The organism is Psychrobacillus sp. MER TA 171 (assembly GCF_023713305.1).
Taxonomy (GTDB): domain Bacteria; phylum Bacillota; class Bacilli; order Bacillales_A; family Planococcaceae; genus Psychrobacillus.
This window is the reverse complement of sequence record NZ_JAMAWN010000001.1, coordinates 71,364-88,995: the sequence shown is the minus strand read 5'-3', so window position 1 is coordinate 88,995 and position 17,632 is coordinate 71,364. Positions and strand designations below refer to the sequence as shown.

Genomic DNA, 17,632 nt, shown 5'->3' with positions numbered 1-17,632 from the left:
CTAGTGAGGCTTTTTATTTTGCTTTTTTTCCTCGGAAACAGTTTTGCTCTCCCTTTGGCTTTTATTCGAGCAGGTTTAAACGTATAATGGAAGGAAAGCCTTTTTTATTAGGAGAGATTTGTTTGAACCTAACTTCGTATCAAAAATTAGCTCGTCATTATAAAGAATATATAGATACATCGATGAGAAATATAGAAGAGAAATTAAATCCGACAGTCACAGAAGATGAGGAACTCGTAAGAAGAGCAACCTTTTTTGTACGTAATGGTGCGGTATCCATATCAAATTATTCCCTATCCGAAAACCGGATAGATTTTGTTATCCGAGACGTAACAAATATTGAGGTTAAATATTTGCCGATGGTAGACCTCATTCATTGTCCTTGCCAAATGCAAAAGCCATGTAGACATATTGTAGCAGCCGTTTTTTATCTATATCAACAAAACTTTTCCTTATCGGATTGGGTTTCTAATTGGAAATCTAACTCGGAGCATCTACAACTATCGTTACTTTCCAATGAAAGAAATCCGAAAAACTGGGATTTAATTATCGATAATTTTTTCCGGAAGTTTATCTCAAGTTACCCGCCAACAAGCTTCTATTTGTTAGAATTTGCAATCCATGACCTTGAAGCACAGGTTCGAAAATCTCGACCATTTGAGCGAGAATGGCAACCTATTTTTGATGTGTATGTCAAGCTAGGTATTCTGCAACGTGCCTGGTTTTATTTTAATGAATATGCCGAAACTAATATGCGCAACCGAGTGTATCAGTTTTTAACAAACTATACGGAGGATTTAGATGAGAGTCTGTCCCAGCTAGCTGCAAAACCTAGAATGTTCGCAGCAGATCCGTTTTACGATCGAATGATGGAAATTATACGTTCCTTTTACTATGAGGAGGAAGGGCTGATCTATTACCGAAAGCACATATACTTGGCTTTCTGGGATGCCCTAGTAACGGATAAGGCTACTCGTATGCAAGAGGTTAAATACCTGCAGGAGCTTACTATAGAAGAAGATGGACTCATGTTAAATATGGTGCTGCCATATTTCTATCTTACCCTATCTATGATTGATGAGCTTTTGGAAGCAGCGGAGAATATGGATAGAAACCAGCTACTAGAGTGGGTAGAGGTTAGTGAAAAGGCTCTACATGCGTCCAACAAGGATTTAGTAAATGAGCTGAGTAGAAAGCTATTGCCTCATATCTCCTATTATTTAACGGAAGTCATTCAACATCCAGCAAAGGTTATGCTCATTAGAAGACTGCAAATACTATTCAACCAAGTGGACTTAACAACAGAGGAACTGGAAAAGCTATATTTATCTTTTGGTTTATACGGGATCCAGGCATACTCCGGTTTACTAATCGAACAGAAGCGGTATAAAGAATGGATGGCGCTTCACCAGGCTACCAACTCTTCACTAGAGTATACGGAGTCCTGTGGTTTAGCGGTTGTAAGAGAGGAGGCTCCTGAAGTACTTCTTCCACTTTATCATCATTATGCCATGCGTTATATCCAAGAAAAAAACAGATACAGCTACAAGCAAGCTGTTCGCGTTTGGAAGAAAATGAAACAGGTGGCGAAGAAAGCAAACGAAATTGACTATTGGAATGCTTACGTAGAAAGTGTTCGTGAAAAATATCGCCGACTTCGCGCCTTGCAACAAGAAATAGAGAAAGGAAACCTGCCATTATGAATAAGCCTTTATCTATTACAAAAGAATTTTCTCTGTATATCGAACAAGCAGCAAATGGAAGCTTTCTTTTATCTACAAATGCAGCTTCTATTCAAGAATGGGTGGAGGCTCTCTACTTAAATCATCGTGAAAGCTTTTTTGGACTCAATGCACAAATTGAGGATAACGTATTAGTAGCTTCTCCAGTAGAGGTAATGGAGATTTTTTCTTCCGAAGGGCATCCCTTTATCACCTTTTCTGCGGCAAATGAGTCTGCTCAAGAATGGCTAACGACGTTTAAAGAAGCTGGAGGCGTTTGGAGTTCACCTGACCTTTGGAACACAGTCGAGCTAAAGGAGAATAACTTAGAGGTTTCGGCTCCGCTTGAAGAACGAGGAAAGCAGCTTGTCCAGCATGCCATTCAGCAGAAGCTGTTCCAGGGTGGGCTGACGATGGAGGATTTACCTGCCTTAGTACCTTTCTTCCAGCAGGGCGGCTGGCCGATAAAGTCCCAATCGACACATCCGAATCTATTGGTTGCCTTACGTCTATCCGAGCCAGATGAAGCAGATGACACTTGGTTAATAGAGACAGTTGTTCGCGGTAAGAAAAGCAGTGTCTATTGGACGCCTGCCTATCGTAAAAAGACATCACCTATTAAGGAAGCACTGCCAGACAAATGGAGAGATCATAGCACCTACATCGAGGAAACTCAGGATAAAATATTTTCCCTTGTTTCCTCCATTGATGCTGTAGAATTATCTACCTTTTTCTCTTCACCGTTAACTGATGAAGAAGTGCGTGTTTTTTTACGTGATGACTTGATCAAATTACAGGCCCTTGGGTTTGAGGTTGTCCTTCCGAGCTGGCTGAAGAGCCTCAAGGAATCCAAAATGAAGGTAAAAACAATCGCAAAGACTGCTAATACGTATAAGACAGCTGCTGGTTTAAATGAAATTCTTCAGTTTAACTGGAACTTTTCTTTAAACGGTCACGAAATTCCTGCAGATGAATTTCAAAAAATGGTCAATGAAAACCGTTCTTATATTCAAGCAGGAAATGAATGGTTCCGAATTGACGCTGCATGGATGCAACAAATCCGAAAGTTGATGAAGCAGTCCGAGGATGAAAATTGGACGGTTAAGGAGCTATTGTTCCGTGAGATTCCTGAAGAAATTGCGTTAGCCATTGATGATGACGAGCAGTCCGATGAGGATCCACTATTTCAATTTGAAATGCAGCAATCTCTTAAGGTGTTAATGGAACAACTTTCAGAGAAAAAAGGTTATCCTACGGTTGATGTCTCATCCAACCTATTAACCTCACTTCGTCCATATCAGCAGCTAGGATTAGACTGGCTTGTCTTTATGCGCAATGAAAAGTTTGGTGCCTGTCTTGCAGATGACATGGGGCTTGGAAAAACTGTTCAATTAATCGCCTATCTGCTCCATGTTCATGAAAGCGGTGAACAAAAGACACCATCTTTAATCATTTGTCCGACCTCTGTTCTTGGAAACTGGCAGAAGGAGCTTGCTAAATTTGCTCCATCGTTAACTGTTCAAACTCATTATGGGACAGCACGAACACGGGAAATAGACAAAGAAGCAGATGTTGTCATTACTACTTTCGGTACTGCAATGCAGGATATTGAAGCATTACAGGAAATCGAATGGTCTAGTATTACAATCGATGAGGCTCAGAATATAAAGAACATGCATACCAAACAATCACGTGCCATTCGTAAGCTAATTGGTAAGCATCATATCGCTTTAACTGGAACACCGGTTGAAAACAGACTATCCGAGCTATGGTCCATCTTCGACTTTATCCATAAGGGATATTTAGGCTCTTTCCGTAAGTTCCAGGAAAACTATATAGCACCAATTGAGCGAGATAATTCGGACTCTGTGAAGCATAAGCTACGTGTCAAAATCCAGCCCTTCCTACTTAGAAGAACGAAGCAGGACCCTGAATTATTGCTTAACCTACCAGAAAAGCTGGAGCAGCGAGAATACTGTGGCCTCACAACAGAGCAAGCGGCTTTGTATGAGTCTCTCATACAAGAAACGGTCAGTAAGCTGGATACGCTTTCCGGCTTTGAGAAAAAAGGACTCATCTTAAAAATGCTTAGTAAGTTAAAGCAACTATGTAACCACCCTGCCCTATACTTGAAGGAGCCTTTTGATGACGCAGATGACATGCTTGAACGCTCTGAAAAGCTAGCACGAATTGTGACGCTGGCTGGTGAAATCGCTGCCCGAGGTGAGCAATGTCTCATCTTCACCCAATACATTGGAATGGGCCATTTACTACAGCATTGCTTGACGGAGCTGTTCCAAATTGACGCTCCTTTCCTAACAGGAAGTATGCCAAAAAATCAGCGTGACCATTTGGTTGAAGCATTTCAGGCCAAGGAATTCCCAGTTTTCCTTCTATCATTGAAGGCAGGGGGAACAGGACTGAATCTTACAGCTGCTAGCCATGTCCTTCATGCCGATCGCTGGTGGAATCCTGCGGTTGAAAACCAAGCGACAGATAGAGCTTATCGAATCGGACAAACGAATTTTGTTCATGTTCATAAGTTTATAACAATTGGTACAATTGAAGAAAAAATTGATAAGCTACTGGAAGAGAAGCAGGCATTGTCTGAGGAACTGATTCATTCTAGTCAATGGATCACGGAAATGTCAGATGCAGACTTGAAGGATTTACTCACCCTTTCGATTTGAATTTTTCAGCAAAAACCTGGCCAGCGATTGGTCAGGTTTTTTCTCTCTTGTATCATTTGATTTGGTTGCGGCCATTCAAATTTTTACACTGGAAGTTTTTTTATTTGTTCTGCTGGAAATTCAAAATCACTTTCTACTTGCTTATTTTCTTCTTTACTTTGTTCTGTTTCGTCACGATTTTTGGTAGCTAAAAATCGGATATCCTCCACTATAACCTCTGTCACGAATACTCTTATGCCCTCTCCTTTTTCATAAGATCTCGTATTTAAGCGGCCAGTAATTCCTACCAAGGAGCCCTTTCCACAGTACTTCACAGTTGTTTCAGCTAGTTTCCCCCAAATCGTGCAAAGGACAAAATTTGCTTCTTCGCTCTTATAGCCCTTGCTTACAGCAACTACAAATCCTGTTTGTACTCTCCCCTCGGATAAGTGTTTCAGCTGTGGAGCCTTCGTCATTCTTCCAATTATCGAAACTGTATTCAATCTGTCACCTCCTTTATTAGCCATATCATAAGCTTTACAAGCATAATTGGCAAAGTCGCATTTTAGCGTTTTGGGGCGTTATTCCAGACTAAAATTTAAAATTGAAAACCTCTTTTTCGACAACCCCTTTCTCCCTCTCATTCCTAAAAATTAAAAATAGGAATTTGCTAGTTTCATAATTATTTTTTTCCATAGAATCGCTATGCTATAATGGAGAATAATTAGCCAGACTAAAGGTGGATTGTCTATGAAAACTTTTAAAATGATTTCCGTATCTCTTATTCGTAATAATGAAGAACTGCCGATTCTATTAGAGGATGGTATTGTGATTAACCAAGAGAATACCAGTCGATCTTGGATTTTAGAGTTATTTATCGACCAAAAACATGAGGATTTCTTTAATGAATTAAAAGCATCGAATGAATTGTTTAACGCAAAGGTTGTCATCTCTTACCCGGAAAATGAACCCGCTCATTTTGAAGTAGCGACATACTCCGTGAAAAAAATAGGTGATCACCTTTCCGTCCTGCTTCGTGGAACGTTAAAGCGTGTACGTAGAAAATATGCCGAATCGTTACTTGCAGAGCTAATTGAGGATGGGTTAATCGGAGAAGAATTATTAACCCAATTCGAAAAGGACATGAAAACTAGACCTTCCTTAAAGAAAGATAAAGAAAGCTGACTCCAATTGGAATCAGCTTTTCTTTATGTGAAGAATTTCTTTATCGGTCATTGCCATCAACAGTAGGTTCTTCTACCCATGTTCCTTTATCTCTGTCTAGAGTTGAATTACCATTACCATTGTTTCCACCCATTGTACCGTTGTCATCACCATGATTTATACCACGGTTACCGTCATCTTGGCCACCCATACCACCGTTCATACCATCAGTAGTACCAGTACCAGCTCCACCGCCATTACCTCCAACACCATTGCCAGTATCTCCACCCGGAGAAGGAGTAATGACACGATTACCGTTGTTTAACTCTCCCATCGGTGTTTCGTTGTTTGAAGGTACTGCTTCATCGTTATTACACCCAACTAATAAAAACGAACATAATGCAATAGTAGGAACAGCTTTTTTCCACATAAAAAAATTCCTCCTTTCTTGATATCGTCATCACAATCTTCATGTGACTTACGATAGGTTATCCAAGAGAAGAAGGAACTATCCTATGGTATTATTACCTCTTTTTTCAATGAAAAATAGGAGTAATAGTTTAAGCTTTTTCAAAAATAAAGTGCAATTGATAAGCCATCACCCGTCGCTAACGCGCTCGATTGTAATGTCTTATCTGTATCATTCATCCCACAGGAGTCGCCGCCTGCCGCTCCAATCATTTACTTGGAAAAATCAAAATTAACTCATATAAATAGTTAAACGTGGAAGACTACGATTAGTTCTTTTCTTGTACAGGTCCCAGGGCAAAAAGAATGTCCGTTTCACAAACAAGCTCCCCATCTACTGTCGCAATACCGTGTCCTTTACCCATCGGCCCGCGAAGCTTAGTCAGCTCCACTTCAAGTTTCAGTTGATCGCCTGGCTTCACTTGGCGTTTGAAACGACAGTTATCTATTCCTGTAAAGAAAGCGAGTCTTCCTTTGTTTTCAGGAATTTGTAATACTGCCACTGCTCCAACTTGGGCTAGCGCTTCCACAATAAGAACGCCTGGCATTACAGGATATCCAGGAAAGTGACCATTAAAGAATTCTTCATTAATCGTTACATTTTTTAATCCTACCGCTCGTTTACCTTCTTCTAGTTCTAAAATACGATCTACCATTAAAAATGGATATCGATGAGGTAGAATAGCTTGTATTTGCTCCGTTGTTAGCATGGAATCGCCCTCCAATTATTTACCGTCTTTAATGTCAAATATATGCTGGTACGTTTCCCATTTGAGCGCATCCTTTGGCTCGCCTTCGCCTATTACTCCGTAGCCGACCATAAGTCCAGCAGCTACTGCCACTGCTATAAGAGCCGCAACAATTAGGATACGCAACCAAATTGGAAACATACGAATTTGAACCCATTTAGTTTGTTTCGTTTGTTCTGTTGATTCATTTACTGGTTCTTTCTTATTAGCTTGCCCTTGTGTTTTTTCTAGCCTACGTTGTTGTCTGCTAGAAGATTTTACTTCTTCTGTCATACAAATTACTCCTTACTAGCGTATCCCATTAATTAAGCCCATCATTTGATCTGCAATGGAAATGGAACGTGCACTAAACTGATACTGCCGTTGAGTGGTCATTAAGTCTGTCATCTCTTTGGAAACATCCACATTAGACATTTCTAACACTTGGTTGCTCAAAGAAATTTCTCCTCTGGCCGCTCCCTGTAAATCTACCATAACATCCTCAGCATTTGCACCTAACTCATCTAAATTCTCTGGTATAACAATATACGCAGCAGACAAGTGTTCCATGAATTGAGGCTTTTGCAGTACAGAAACCGCTAATTCTCTTTGATCAGTTGTGCCATCTGGATACTCTGCTACTAAGACACCGGATTCATTGACAGAGAATCTGGAAACACCTTCTCTTAAGGTAATCGCTTGTCCTTGGGCGTCGGCAACTGGATATCCTTCCCCGTTAACGAGCATCAGCTGACCATTCTCTACCGGAGAAACATAAAACGCTCCTTGACGAGTATAAGCTGTTTTTTCACCATTCTGACCGTCTGGCATAATGACTTGAAAATATTGCTTAGGCTCCTGGAAAGCAAAATCTAGGTCTCTACCAGTAGATTGGATACTCCCTTGCTTCCAATTCATCTGCGACTGAGCAAGCGCTGCTCCCACCCCGTAACGAATACCTACAGGGGACTGTCTGTCAGCTTTATCTAACTTATCATTGTTAAATTGCTGATACAGTAATTCCTGAAATTTAACTTCTTTTGATTTATAACCATGCGTATTAGAATTGGAAAGGTTATTCCCTATAATATCTAATTGGCTTTGTAATTGGGACATCGTGTTGGTTGCTGTAATCATAGTACGTAGCATTTACTGCACCTCCTTCATTAGTTAAACTCGGCCAACCTCGTTGACTGTTTTTTGCATACTTTGATCATATGCTTGAAGTATTTTTTGATTTGCCTCAAACGTTCTATACGCAGACATGAGTTCTGTCATGGTCTTTGCAGTGTCCACGTTAGATCCTTCAATATAGCCCTGCTGCATCGCAAAGCTTACTTCTCCATTGTCATATGCGGAAGGGAGCTCATTGCCATCTTCGGTTCTAAATAAACCATTGTCTTGTTTAACTAAACGATCAGGTGTTGCTGCAAATGAAACACCAATTTGAGAAACTGACTCGTTATCCACATAAATCTGTCCATCATCGCCTACGCGGAAGTCATCATTTTGCATTTGAATGCGTTGTCCGGAAGAATTTAATACATATAAACCTTGAGCATTCGTCAGAAAGCCTGCTGCGTCTAATGTAAAGTTACCGTTTCTAGTGTATGCCTCTCCACCTGCAGGATGCTCGAGTCGGAAAAATAATGCACCTGCTTTTCCTGATTCAGCATCCACTGGAAGCCCACCATCTATTAAAGCAAGATCTGTATTTAAGTCTGTTTGCTTTAGTTGTCCTTGTGTTTGCAAGGCAACAATCTCAGACATATACACGCCTGTACTAATTCCACCAACTGTAGAAAGAGATTTTCCGCTTATCGGATTCTCTGTTGGAATTTTAGTCGGCCCTAAACGTGACATTAACATATCAGGAAACGAACGAATAGTTGATTGGTCTGCTTTAAAGCCTGGTGTATTCGCATTTGCCATATTATTGGTTAATAGCTCGGTTCTTCGCTGTTGGGCAATCATTCCGGATGCTACTGTATTAAATCCTCGAAACATGATAAAGCCTCCACTCTTATCTTCTACTTATTTTATCGATATTATCAAGCATAATTCCAGTGCCAATAGCAACACAATCCATCGGTCTTTCTGCAGTAAACACAGGAACCTTCAATTCTTCCATCAATAAAGTATCCATTCCATGCAATAATGCTCCACCACCGGTAATAATTACGCCACGGTCAATAATATCTGCAGATAGCTCAGGTGGAGTCTTTTCTAGCACATTTTTAGCCGATTGTACAATAACCGATACAGACTCTCTAAGTGCATGTTCAATTTCATCGGACTTGATCATAATCGTTCTTGGTAAACCACTTACCATGTCCCGTCCGCGAATATCCATTTCCTCATGACGACTGTCTGGAAAAACTGTTCCAACCGCAATTTTAATATTTTCTGCAGTTCGTTCTCCGATCAGCAGCTTGTACTCTTTTTTAATATATTGAAGAATATCATTATCAAAAACGTCTCCAGCAACCTTGATGGATTCAGAAGTAACAATATCACCCATAGAAAGTACCGCGATATCAGTAGTTCCACCACCAATATCCACAACCATATTCCCGCTAGGTTGGAAGATATCCATGCCTGCTCCAATCGCAGCAACTTTTGGCTCCTCTTCTAAATAAACCTTTTTCCCGCCAGACTTTTCTGCTGCTTCACGAATTGCCTTTTGTTCAACACTTGTAATGTTTGTAGGACAGCATATTAAAATACGAGGCTTGGATAAAAAGCCTTTTACATTTAATTTATTGATAAAATGCTTAAGCATCGCTTCTGTCACATCAAAATCAGCAATTACTCCATCTTTTAGTGGACGAATCGCTACAATATTTCCTGGGGTTCTACCTAGCATTTGTCGAGCTTCTTCTCCAACTGCTAGTACTTTATTCGTATTTCTATCTAAAGCAACCACGGAAGGCTCATTTAATACAATTCCTTTGCCCTTCACGTGAATTAACACATTTGCTGTCCCTAAATCAATTCCTATATCTTTTGCAAACATTACTAGTGTTTCCCCTTCCTCACTAAAACTTTTATATGTAAACTCCGTAATGTATCTAACATCTAATTTTATCATAGTTTTGTCAGAATAACAGTTTTTTTCAATAGCATTTTGGACAAAAAAGTATAAAAAAATAGAAATTTTTGACGAATTAGAAACTATTATCACTATTCCTGTCTAGGTAAGTGTTCATATACTTATATTGGGACTTTCGGATTGAATTGTGTCTTTCCCTGTGTCACACACAATTCCCACACAATTCGCTTCTGACTGGGGGATCGCTTGCATAGTTGATATTGGTTGGAAAGCGTTTTGAAAATATCACTGCAGGGATTTGGGTCTGTCCCTGTGTCACACACAATTTCCACACAATTCGCTTCGTACTGGGAGACCGCTTGCATAATTGATATCGATTGGAAAGCGTTTTTGAAAATATCACCGCTCACAGGGATTTATTCCGCAAAGCAAATCAGCTCAAAGTGTTGCGGGAAATCCAAAAGTGTTGCGCTAACCACTTAGAGTGTTGCAGTTGCGGAAACTACTCCGCAACCTAATTTTAGTATGCGTAAGTTTGCATATGAATATGTTATATTCGTCAATTGAGCAAAATAAAAAGCACCTCAATTAGCTAGCTACTGAAGTACTTTCTAAAATACGTGATTAATCCAGTAATAGTTTGATCGTTTGCGTAAAATCTTTACTTTGGATTACATAACTATCACTTGTTTTTTCACTGAAAACTATTATATTTTCATCGAGGAATACGTACACTTTTTGCGAGTAATTTGATTTAGGAGCAATTATATAATCCGCATCGAGGACGGGATATCTTTCGTCGGATTTAATTAGCTTTAAATCCTCGAATAACTTCACTAAACCCTTCTGTTTATCATCTGAAATTTGAATGGGTATTATTTTTCCATCTTTTATCTTTTGAACGGATATTGCTGCCTCTTTACTAAAGTAATTTTCTTCTAAAACGTCTCCTACTGTAAGTTCCTTGGAAAAATAATTGTATAGAAGAATGCCTGCGACTAACAATATCAATATCACGCCACCAATAAGAATATTATTCCTTTTCAACTCCACACCCCTTTCAAATATCTTAACTTTCACTTACTAATTTTGGAAAGTATATTTTCCTTTTTCGTATGTATAATCTTTTTTTATCCATCCATACTACCGATACATAGAAGAAAAGCGTAATCGCCTGTCACTGCCCCGACAGGCAAATGGAGAAAAGTGAGGAGGCAGTTCCTCAGCCACCGGAGCTTTTATCCATTTGACCCCGAGGGGCAAGGCGGTGGAGCTAGACATCAATTTATCCACAGAATCAGAACTTTATAATTTCCTACCAATAAGAAAAGGCCGTGAAATAGTTCATTTCACGACCTTACCTATCATCTTTTTTGGTCTTCCATTTTTGCTTCGTAGCTTCTCCACCACGTAGATGCCTGACTGACTTGTGGTAGGCAAGGATTTCCTTTACCTCCCTTGCCAGTACTGGATCCACTAGATGGAGTCTTTCCGTTAGATCTTTGTGTACGGTGCTTTTGGAATGACCTGTTTTGCTCGCGATGGCGCGAACTGTTTTCTTTGTTTCAATTACCATTTCACCCAATCGTATGCATCTATGACGAATCGTTTCGTGCACCAACTCTTCCTTTCGTTAGTAAAGGAACTTTTCACCATTTTATGCATACGGGTGGGCTATTATGAATTAAAATGCTAGTAATGATTCCGGGTTAACAAGGACTCCATTTTCAAGTACTTCAAATTGAAGGTGGATACCTGCAGTAGGATTCCATTCATTTTCAGCTGCAGTTCCAAGAGCTTGGCCTTGTTCAACCTCGTCTCCTGCTTTTACTAGAATGCCAGCGACAGAACGATATTTTGTTTGCATACCATTTGCATGAGAGATTACGATTTCGTCTCCTAGGAATGGGTCTACGTTTACTGCTTCCACTTTACCGCTTAATGCTGCTACAACTTCAAATGGCTCATTGTTCATCGTTAAAGATACACCAGTGCTCGCTACGTAAGTTTGGTCAAACACAAGCAATGATTTCTCACGAGTTGCTTCGTCTGCCTCTAAATCATAATAGTGCTGTACAATTTCCACGTTATCTAGCATAGCTTCCTTAAAAGGATATTTCATAGATTCCGCTTTTGCATTCGTTTCAATTGCAACTTTGTCTGGATTACTTGCGTCTGTCCATTCCGATTCTTCTGCAGAATCATCGCTGACATACACATTATAACCCCAAATCATTCCGACAAACGCTACCGAAAAACCTGCATATACTAGTGGCCAAAACCAAGGTTTTTTCGGGTTCTTACTCTTCTGCTGAGAAGGCTTTTTAGATTGTTCTTCTCTCATTTTCATCACCTCTAATTGCATTGTTGGCATATTAAGGAGATTTTAAACATGGAGAAAAACTTTTTATTTTTGTTCCTGTATAGTAATGCAATAATATGTCATGTGCTTTTTTGGAATCGTTTGCTAGAACCTCGGCACCGTATTGGCTCATCCCTACTCCGTGCCCGTAACCAGTAGTTTCCACTATCACTTTATCATTTTGAAAAGCTATCTCGAAATCAGTAGAAGGCAAGCCAAGTAATGTTCTAACCTCTCTGCCTGTCCAGCTTTTACCGTTCATTTCGATAGTCTTTACTCGATTTGAATCAGTATGTGCTATTTTCACATTGCCTACGATATTATTAGACCATTTGATCTTAAACGCGTCCGCCCACTCTTTATGAGAGAACTCAAACGTTTGTTGCACCTTCTTTGAATACTCTTCTTCCTTCTGACTTGGTACGGATACCAAATAAGGTATTGCATATCCACTATAGTTCTCAGCACTTTCTGTTTGACCATTGCTCGTAGAAAAGAACATCGCAGTTATTAGCTGATCCTGATAGACAATAATTTCACCTTCTGTAGAAGCTACGACTCGTTGAAGCTTGTCCTCGTAATCCTTAAAGGAGTCCCCCCAGCGTTTTTTCCTTTCTTCTGGACCTACATACACTTGCTTTTGTACTGTCTTATCAATTGACTTTGATCCATAATCAGTTTCTCTTAAAACGTAGGTTCTCGCAGCAATCGACTGTGCTTTTAATGCTTCTTCATGGAATGTGATTGGCATTTCTGCAGCAACTACCCCTAACACATACGTTTCAAGAGGAATTTTCTCCTTTACCCCTTTCACCTCAATTAGTATTGGACAGTCAACTTCAATTTCAGGTACGACTTCTGGTACAGCCTTTTCTTTCACTTTGTCTTTAATCATAAGAAAAGGCAAAATCATTAGACCGATGCATAGGATTATTAAGAGAATGTATTGTTTCATAGGATTACTATATGCAGTACAAAACTATCTCATGACGGACAAGCTTCTATGCATCTTCCTAAAAGAATAGTAGTCTTCAAGATAAATACCCATTTAAACGCATTTTAAGGGGTATAGAACCCATTTTTTATAAATAGTAGAGGGAAAATATCTTAAAAGTATTACTCTTCTCAAAACGGCTTAAAATACTAATTAGAAAATTAAACAAGTTTTCCTTATGCTTTATACACTTAAAAGCATTTTAGCTAATGAAGGAATAGATAGCTCTTCTATTCATAAAACAGCTCGCGAAGATACAATTTCGCGAGCTACCCGCTATTCGTTAGTGAAATCCTTGCTTACTTTCTATTGCCCGTAAAACCACTCCTGATTTAATGTAAAAAAATTCACAAAAAAAGCACAATGCAGGAATAAATGCATTGTGCCTTTCATATGATTAAACGAGCTGAGCCGCTTTTTCGGTATTTTCTGTTCCAATACGCTCAATGTCAGCGCCTAAAGCAGCTAACTTTTTGTCAAAATTAACATAACCGCGATCTAAATGATAAAGCTGTGTTACTCGAGTTACGCCCTCAGCCACTAAACCTGCAATAATTAGAGCTGCAGCTGCACGAAGATCCGTAGCCGCCACCTCTGCACCTTGTAGGTTAGATGGAGAATCCATCATCACAGAACGTCCCTCAATTTTCATATTACCATTCATACGTCTAAATTCTTCTACGTGCATAAAACGGTTTTCAAAAACTGTTTCCGTAATAATACCTGTACCGTGAGCTGTCATCATCAATGCCATCATTTGTGATTGCATATCTGTTGGGAATCCAGGGTGTGGCATTGTTTTAACATCCACTGATTTTAAGTTTCCATTAGAGCGCACACGAAGACCTTGGCCCTCTTCTTTAATCTCAATGCCCATTTCCTGCATTTTAGAAATAAGAGCTGTCATATGCTCTGGTACAGCATTTTCAATTAATACATCGCCTTTTGTAATTGCTGCAGCAACCATAAAAGTTCCTGCTTCAATACGGTCCGGAATAATGTGATGCTCAGTACCGTGTAATTCTTCTACACCCTCGATACGGATTGTATCTGTACCTGCACCTTTAACTTTACCGCCCATTTCATTGATAAAGTTTGCTAAATCAACAATTTCTGGTTCTTTCGCAGCGTTTTCAATAACTGTAATTCCTTCAGCTAGAGCTGCTGCAGTCATGATGTTTTCTGTCGCTCCAACACTTGGTACGTCTAGATAGATTTTAGCACCTTTTAAACGTCCAGTTGTTTTAGCTTCGACAAATCCATGTCCAAATGAAATTTCTGCACCCATTGCTTCAAAGCCTTTTAAATGTTGGTCAATTGGTCTAGAGCCAATAGCACAACCACCTGGTAATGCAACTCGAGCAAAACCATTACGAGCAAGAATTGGTCCCATTACAAGAATGGATGCTCTCATTTTACGCACATACTCAAACTGTGCTTCACTTGATAACTTTTGTTGAGAGTCAATTATTACTTCGTTTAGTTCGGGGCTATATGAAATTTCTGTATTTAAACTTTTTAGTACTTCATTTATCGTCAAAACATCTGCAAGTGTTGGTACATCTTTAATTACGTTCTTACCCTTTGTCGCGAGTAGAGCTGCTGCTAATACAGGTAATACTGCATTTTTAGCACCTTCGACCCGTACGTTACCTGTTAACCTTTGGCCGCCTTTAACAACAATTTTATCCACTTAGTTCCCTCCGCGTTCATAATCCTCTTTAGCTGATATATAAAAGAAAAATATGTATGGTGTTGTTTATTATTTCAAAACAATATCATCATACAACGTATTTCGACTATATACAAGCACCGAAAACCCTATTTTCATGTCCTCTTTTGGTAAATTTTCTTAGTCTATTATACGTAGTACCCAGTCTTTTCGTGTAGATATTTATAAATTACCCTACATGTTTTGTAATAAACATCTTCGACAGCATATTTCCCAGGAAATATGAGGAGATTCTACATGCTCATACAAACTTGTCCATAATTTGCATGAGCATGTAGGATCTTCTACTAAAATAAGTACTGTAACTGGTTAGACCAGGAAGTTAAATTTAAGAAAAAGTTTGCTACTGTAGAACCTAACATAATGCTTGCCAATATAAAGAAAAGCTGGGCTTGAAATACATGATTCTTTTTAATAAATTTGTCCACCATAAGAGCTTGTAAAGCATAAAACGAAATACCAATAAAAAAGATATTTGCAAGTATGGCAATTAATGCTTGCTCTGAATTTAAAAGACCCATATTTCCCCTCCACTTTAGCTAAATCTTTCGTTTTTATACTTTTAAGAAGAATGTTCATCAAATTCTTCCATGTTTTCATTTGATCAAAATGTAAATAATACATGTATAGTCTATAAAAAAGTATAAATGATCAAAAGACTAACTACCTGTTCATTTAATAGCCAGAAAAGGTTACAGTTCCAATTAGGTAATCAAAATTCTTACTGGAATGCTCTCCTGCCTTCTAAATAAACATTTCTTTTTATACCTTATTTTATGACGAATAATCTGTATTATCCACTGGAGTTCGTAAATTATAGCTGATTTGCAAGAAAAAAAACGGACAGAAATAAATCTGCCCGTTTTATGTTTCGTCCAAATTAAATGTTACCCTCATAAACGTTGATACGATTCATCGCACGCTTCAAAGCAAGTTCAGCACGAACATAGTCTGTCGTGTCTTGTTTACTTTGAAGTAGTGATTCTGCACGTTTCATCGCTTCTTTTGCACGAGCTACATCAATTGTATCGGCAACCTCAGCAGATTGAGCTAAAATCGTTACCTTTTCAGGACGTACTTCAACAAATCCACCACTTACTGATACATATTGAGATTTACCATCTTTTTTCAATTTAACTGCACCAATACGAAGAGGTGCAACCATTGGAATATGGCCAGGTAAAATACCAATTTCACCCGATGCTGTATTAGCGATAATCATGTCTACTTCAGAATCGTATACCGGGCCGTCGGGAGTGACAATATTGACTATAAGTGTCTTCATATTTTTACCTCCTGGTCCGATTTATTATACTTCTACGCCCATGCTTTTCGCTTTTTCAACAACTTCTTCAATGCGTCCAACTAGACGGAATGCATCCTCTGGTAAATGGTCATATTTCCCTTCAAGAATCTGTTTGAATCCTGCAACAGTTTCTTTAACTGGAACGTAAGAACCTTTTTGACCTGTAAATTGTTCTGCAACATGGAAGTTTTGAGATAGGTAGAACTGAATACGACGAGCACGGTTAACTACAAGCTTGTCTTCGTCTCCTAATTCATCCATACCTAAGATTGCGATGATATCTTGAAGCTCTCTATAACGTTGTAACGTATATTGCACTTGACGTGCTACTTCGTAATGCTCTTGACCAACTACTTCTGGTGAAAGTGCACGTGAAGAAGAAGCTAAAGGATCAACCGCTGGGTAGATACCCATCTCAGATAATTTACGCTCTAAGTTTGTTGTCGCATCTAAGTGAGCGAAAGTTGTAGCTGGAGCTGGATCCGTATAGTCATCGGCTGGTACATAAATCGCTTGGATAGATGTTACAGAACCAGTGTTAGTTGACGTGATACGCTCTTGTAATTGACCCATTTCTGTAGCAAGTGTTGGTTGGTAACCAGCTGCTGATGGCATACGACCTAAAAGGGCTGATACCTCAGAACCTGCTTGTGTGAAACGGAAGATATTATCGATGAATAGAAGTACGTCTGCACCTTGCTCATCACGGAAATATTCAGCCATTGTTAAACCAGTCAAGGCAACACGCATACGTGCTCCAGGTGGCTCGTTCATTTGTCCGAATACCATTGCTGTTTTCTTGATAACGCCTGAATCGCTCATCTCATGGAATAAGTCATTTCCTTCACGCGTACGCTCTCCAACACCAGCGAATACCGAGATACCGCCATGCTCTTGAGCAATGTTATTGATAAGTTCTTGGATAAGAACTGTTTTCCCTACTCCGGCACCACCGAATAGACCGATTTTACCACCTTTGATATATGGAGCTAAAAGGTCTACTACTTTAATACCTGTTTCAAGAATTTCAACTTCTGTTGAAAGGTTTTCAAATGTTGGTGCTTGACGGTGAATTGGATCACGACGCTCTGTAGTAGGAATTTCTTCTCCTAAGTCAATAATATCACCAAGAACGTTGAATACACGTCCTAGAGTTACATTACCAACTGGAACAGAAATTGCTGCACCCGCATCTATTACCTCTGCACCACGTTTAAGTCCATCAGTAGATGACATCGCAATTGTGCGAACAGAATCATCACCTAAGTGTAAAGCTACTTCTAACGTTAACGTAGTAGGAGCTTCGTTTGGACGTTCAATAGCTACAGTTAATGCATTATAGATAGCTGGTAAGTGGCCGTTGTCAAACTTTACGTCAACAACTGGACCCATTACTTGTAGTACTTGTCCTTTGTTCACTACTGTTCCCTCCTGTC

General features: G+C 39.3%; 18 protein-coding genes. 3 read left to right on the top strand and 15 right to left on the bottom strand.

What is annotated here, in order from left to right; all coding sequences use genetic code 11:
• The first annotated feature begins 122 nt into the window (after positions 1–122).
• Positions 123–1,703 carry a hypothetical protein gene (locus M3627_RS00435; protein WP_251552452.1) on the top strand — a complete coding sequence of 527 codons (1,581 nt, stop codon included), beginning with the start codon at positions 123–125 and terminating at the stop codon, positions 1,701–1,703.
• Complete coding sequence (locus M3627_RS00430; RefSeq protein WP_251552450.1) at positions 1,700–4,411, top strand: DEAD/DEAH box helicase; 2,712 nt, start codon at positions 1,700–1,702, stop codon at positions 4,409–4,411. Before M3627_RS00435 ends, M3627_RS00430 begins: the two co-directional genes overlap by 4 nt.
• Before the next feature lie 83 nt (positions 4,412–4,494).
• On the opposite strand, the gene M3627_RS00425 is transcribed toward M3627_RS00430, so the two are convergent.
• Positions 4,495–4,893 carry a single-stranded DNA-binding protein gene (locus M3627_RS00425; RefSeq protein WP_169359489.1) on the bottom strand — a complete coding sequence of 133 codons (399 nt, stop codon included), beginning with the start codon at positions 4,891–4,893 and terminating at the stop codon, positions 4,495–4,497.
• A 247-nt stretch (positions 4,894–5,140) separates the two neighbouring features.
• Between M3627_RS00425 and M3627_RS00420 the strand changes: the two genes are divergently transcribed.
• On the top strand, positions 5,141–5,575 hold the full coding sequence (locus tag M3627_RS00420) for a YwpF family protein (RefSeq protein WP_169359488.1): 435 nt from the start codon (positions 5,141–5,143) through the stop codon (positions 5,573–5,575).
• A gap of 40 nt (positions 5,576–5,615) precedes the next feature.
• Here M3627_RS00420 and M3627_RS00415 read toward each other — a convergent pair whose 3' ends face one another.
• The 14 genes from M3627_RS00415 to atpD form a co-directional block, all read right to left on the bottom strand.
• Complete coding sequence (locus M3627_RS00415; protein ID WP_251552441.1) at positions 5,616–5,984, bottom strand: hypothetical protein; 369 nt, start codon at positions 5,982–5,984, stop codon at positions 5,616–5,618.
• A gap of 307 nt (positions 5,985–6,291) precedes the next feature.
• Entirely contained in the window at positions 6,292–6,732 is a 441-nt protein-coding gene (gene fabZ / locus M3627_RS00410; RefSeq protein ID WP_251552439.1) for a 3-hydroxyacyl-ACP dehydratase FabZ, read from the bottom strand.
• 15 nt (positions 6,733–6,747) lie between these two features.
• Positions 6,748–7,044, bottom strand: coding sequence for a DNA-directed RNA polymerase subunit beta (locus M3627_RS00405; protein WP_169359485.1), 297 nt, complete (start codon positions 7,042–7,044; stop codon positions 6,748–6,750).
• 15 nt (positions 7,045–7,059) lie between these two features.
• Positions 7,060–7,899, bottom strand: a complete 840-nt coding sequence (locus M3627_RS00400; RefSeq protein WP_169359484.1) for a flagellar hook-basal body protein — start codon at positions 7,897–7,899, stop codon at positions 7,060–7,062.
• Between the two features lie 21 nt (positions 7,900–7,920).
• Positions 7,921–8,757: a flagellar hook-basal body protein gene (locus tag M3627_RS00395; RefSeq protein WP_169359483.1), complete on the bottom strand. Its 837-nt coding sequence runs from the start codon at positions 8,755–8,757 to the stop codon at positions 7,921–7,923.
• A 16-nt stretch (positions 8,758–8,773) separates the two neighbouring features.
• Positions 8,774–9,766 carry a rod shape-determining protein gene (mreB, locus tag M3627_RS00390; protein ID WP_169359482.1) on the bottom strand — a complete coding sequence of 331 codons (993 nt, stop codon included), beginning with the start codon at positions 9,764–9,766 and terminating at the stop codon, positions 8,774–8,776.
• Between the two features lie 660 nt (positions 9,767–10,426).
• Positions 10,427–10,849 carry a hypothetical protein gene (locus tag M3627_RS00385; RefSeq protein WP_251552422.1) on the bottom strand — a complete coding sequence of 141 codons (423 nt, stop codon included), beginning with the start codon at positions 10,847–10,849 and terminating at the stop codon, positions 10,427–10,429.
• 310 nt (positions 10,850–11,159) lie between these two features.
• On the bottom strand, positions 11,160–11,420 hold the full coding sequence (locus M3627_RS00380; protein ID WP_169359480.1) for a sporulation transcriptional regulator SpoIIID: 261 nt from the start codon (positions 11,418–11,420) through the stop codon (positions 11,160–11,162).
• A gap of 66 nt (positions 11,421–11,486) precedes the next feature.
• On the bottom strand, positions 11,487–12,176 hold the full coding sequence (locus M3627_RS00375; protein ID WP_353056443.1) for a peptidoglycan DD-metalloendopeptidase family protein: 690 nt from the start codon (positions 12,174–12,176) through the stop codon (positions 11,487–11,489).
• A 1-nt stretch (position 12,177) separates the two neighbouring features.
• Positions 12,178–13,077, bottom strand: coding sequence for a stage II sporulation protein D (gene spoIID / locus M3627_RS00370; protein ID WP_251552420.1), 900 nt, complete (start codon positions 13,075–13,077; stop codon positions 12,178–12,180).
• 478 nt (positions 13,078–13,555) lie between these two features.
• Positions 13,556–14,851 (bottom strand): UDP-N-acetylglucosamine 1-carboxyvinyltransferase, encoded by a 1,296-nt coding sequence (murA, locus tag M3627_RS00365; RefSeq protein ID WP_251552410.1) that lies wholly within the window; start codon positions 14,849–14,851, stop codon positions 13,556–13,558.
• Positions 14,852–15,177: 326 nt separating this feature from the next.
• The gene (locus M3627_RS00360) at positions 15,178–15,411 is read right to left on the bottom strand and encodes a DUF1146 family protein (protein ID WP_169359477.1); all 234 of its coding nucleotides are present in this window, start codon (positions 15,409–15,411) and stop codon (positions 15,178–15,180) included.
• 359 nt (positions 15,412–15,770) lie between these two features.
• Positions 15,771–16,175, bottom strand: a complete 405-nt coding sequence (locus M3627_RS00355) for a F0F1 ATP synthase subunit epsilon (RefSeq protein WP_169359476.1) — start codon at positions 16,173–16,175, stop codon at positions 15,771–15,773.
• 24 nt (positions 16,176–16,199) lie between these two features.
• Positions 16,200–17,615 carry a F0F1 ATP synthase subunit beta gene (gene atpD / locus M3627_RS00350; RefSeq protein WP_169359475.1) on the bottom strand — a complete coding sequence of 472 codons (1,416 nt, stop codon included), beginning with the start codon at positions 17,613–17,615 and terminating at the stop codon, positions 16,200–16,202.
• Between the last annotated feature and the right edge of the window lie 17 nt (positions 17,616–17,632).

Coding starts and splice junctions, on each gene's coding strand:
- M3627_RS00430 (WP_251552450.1), top strand. CDS start 1,700: ATGAATAAGCCTTTATCTATTACAAAAGAATTTTCTCTGTATATCGAA.
- M3627_RS00420 (WP_169359488.1), top strand. CDS start 5,141: ATGAAAACTTTTAAAATGATTTCCGTATCTCTTATTCGTAATAATGAA.
- M3627_RS00415 (WP_251552441.1), bottom strand. CDS start 5,984: ATGTGGAAAAAAGCTGTTCCTACTATTGCATTATGTTCGTTTTTATTA.
- fabZ (WP_251552439.1), bottom strand. CDS start 6,732: ATGCTAACAACGGAGCAAATACAAGCTATTCTACCTCATCGATATCCA.
- M3627_RS00405 (WP_169359485.1), bottom strand. CDS start 7,044: ATGACAGAAGAAGTAAAATCTTCTAGCAGACAACAACGTAGGCTAGAA.
- M3627_RS00400 (WP_169359484.1), bottom strand. CDS start 7,899: ATGCTACGTACTATGATTACAGCAACCAACACGATGTCCCAATTACAA.
- M3627_RS00395 (WP_169359483.1), bottom strand. CDS start 8,757: ATGTTTCGAGGATTTAATACAGTAGCATCCGGAATGATTGCCCAACAG.
- mreB (WP_169359482.1), bottom strand. CDS start 9,766: ATGTTTGCAAAAGATATAGGAATTGATTTAGGGACAGCAAATGTGTTA.
- M3627_RS00375 (WP_353056443.1), bottom strand. CDS start 12,176: ATGCCAACAATGCAATTAGAGGTGATGAAAATGAGAGAAGAACAATCT.
- spoIID (WP_251552420.1), bottom strand. CDS start 13,077: ATGATTTTGCCTTTTCTTATGATTAAAGACAAAGTGAAAGAAAAGGCT.
- M3627_RS00360 (WP_169359477.1), bottom strand. CDS start 15,411: ATGGGTCTTTTAAATTCAGAGCAAGCATTAATTGCCATACTTGCAAAT.
- M3627_RS00355 (WP_169359476.1), bottom strand. CDS start 16,175: ATGAAGACACTTATAGTCAATATTGTCACTCCCGACGGCCCGGTATAC.